The organism is Streptomyces megasporus (genome assembly GCF_000718985.1).
In the GTDB taxonomy this organism is placed as follows: domain Bacteria; phylum Actinomycetota; class Actinomycetes; order Streptomycetales; family Streptomycetaceae; genus Streptomyces; species Streptomyces megasporus.
On sequence record NZ_JODL01000103.1, the window covers coordinates 1 to 660 of the forward strand.

The following is a 660-nucleotide window of genomic DNA, read 5'->3' on the forward strand; positions in this document are numbered from 1 at the left end:
CTGGGCCTGAGCGGCTTCGGCACCATCCTGGGCTCGGTCAACTTCATCACCACGATCATCTGCATGCGCGCGCCGGGCATGACGATGTTCCGCATGCCGGTCTTCACCTGGAACGTCCTGCTGACCGGTCTGCTGATCCTGCTGGCCTTCCCGGTGCTGGCCGCCGCGCTCTTCGCGCTGGAGTACGACCGCAAGTTCGGCGGTCACATCTTCGACGCCTCCAACGGCGGACCATTGCTCTGGCAGCACCTGTTCTGGTTCTTCGGCCACCCCGAGGTCTACATCCTGGCCCTGCCGTTCTTCGGCATCGTCAGTGAGGTCGTCCCGGTCTTCTCCCGCAAGCCGATCTTCGGCTACGTGGGTCTGGTGGCCGCGACGATCGCGATCGCCGGTCTGTCGATCACGGTCTGGGCGATGTGGCGCGGCTCGCTCTCCTTCGAGACGCCGATGCTGTGGTCCATCGGTTTTATGGTCACGTTCCTCTTCGGCGGCCTGACCGGTGTGCTGCTGGCCTCCCCGCCGCTGGACTTCCACGTCCACGACAGCTACTTCGTCGTCGCCCACTTCCACTACGTGGTCTTCGGCACCGTGGTGTTCGCGATGTTCGCCGGCTTCCACTTCTGGTGGCCGAAGTTCACCGGCAAGATGCTCGACGAGCGG

At 64.4% G+C, this 660-nt stretch carries 1 protein-coding gene; it reads left to right on the top strand.

Translation table 11 applies throughout. The features are described from left to right. Nucleotides 1-660 (top strand): cbb3-type cytochrome c oxidase subunit I (locus IF47_RS0126865; RefSeq protein ID WP_031511643.1); only part of this gene is annotated, 660 nt, incomplete at both ends.